Consider the following 1,263-nt stretch of genomic DNA (forward strand, 5'->3'; position numbering starts at 1 on the left):
ACAGATTGAAATCTGTCGCTACACAGACAAAACCTGCCTTCGCAGGTTAGCAAGTCTTGCATTAGCTTATTAACAAATAAGTTGAACCGCCGAAGGGCGGTTTAACCTGTTGCTGTGGGAGAATGAAACAGCCCTGCCTTGTCAAAGGGGGGAGCAAGAATACAACCTGCATTTCTTCCTTTCTCGGGATGCTCCCGGTTGGGCAGGTTGGGGGGGTTAGGTTTTTCACAGGTATTCCTTTGCCTCTATCTGGGAACAATCAATCCATCGGATAGTGGAGAAGGTACAATTTTGAAAAAGCAGAGGAATCAATTCAGCCACCTCACGGCAATAGAAAGGGTTTTCTTATCATTTCCGGCACAGTTATTTTTAGACAAAAACTTACTTCAAGGCAAAATCCTCGACTTTGGTTGCGGCTTGGGTAACGATGTAAAATTATTGCGACAAAAAGGATTTGATATTACAGGTTACGATCCTTATTATTTCCCACAATATCCTATTGAAAAATTCGATACTATAATTTGCTTGTATGTTCTTAATGTTCTCTTCCCTGAAGAACAAGCTAATGTGCTTATGGAAGTGTCACATCTATTGAAACCGGGAGGCAAAGCCTATTATGCTGTTAGACGAGATTTAAAGAAAGAAGGCTTTCGAGAACATTATATCCACAAAAAGCCTACATATCAGTGCATCGTTAAACTTCCCTTTCAGTCAATGCAGTTAAATGATTCTTGTGAAATATACGAATATGTCCATTATAATCATCAAAGACACTCATCGAGTAATTGTCCATTCTGTAATCCTCAGAAGACGATGATTTTATTAACAGAGTCAGCGACAGCTTATGCTATGATTGATGGATATCCTGTTAGTAAAGGTCATGGGTTAATTGTCCCCAAACGTCATGTAGCCAATTACTTTGAACTCCCGTTTAAAGAACAGTCTGCTTGTTGGTTTATGGCGAACAAAGTTCAAGAAATTCTCAGTAAAAAATTCAGTCCAGACGGGTTTAATGTGGGGATGAATATTAATAGAAGTGCGGGACAAAATATGATGCACGCTACTATTCATATTATCCCCCGTTACCAAGGTGATACTGTTGGTGCTAAGGGTGGGGTGAGAAATGTGATTCCGAAAAGTAAAATTAGGAATTAGTTGAGATAGCCGATGTAAAAAGTCTGATATCTGAGAAACCTGAGTTAGGAGTTAGGAGTTAGGAGTTAGGAGTTAGGAGTAGCCCTTTCAGGGCGGCTACGCCAACGG

Annotated in this window: 1 protein-coding gene; it reads left to right on the top strand. The window is 40.3% G+C overall.

Features of this window, described 5'->3' with window-relative positions; all coding sequences use genetic code 11:
* Nucleotides 1-291 precede the first annotated feature (291 nt).
* Complete coding sequence (locus tag NJ959_RS29730) at nt 292-1,155, top strand: HIT family protein (RefSeq protein WP_254015364.1); 864 nt, start codon at nt 292-294, stop codon at nt 1,153-1,155.
* The last annotated feature ends 108 nt before the right edge of the window (nt 1,156-1,263 follow it).

The organism is Limnofasciculus baicalensis BBK-W-15 (genome assembly GCF_024178385.1).
GTDB classification, from domain to species: Bacteria; Cyanobacteriota; Cyanobacteriia; order Cyanobacteriales; family Coleofasciculaceae; genus Limnofasciculus; species Limnofasciculus baicalensis.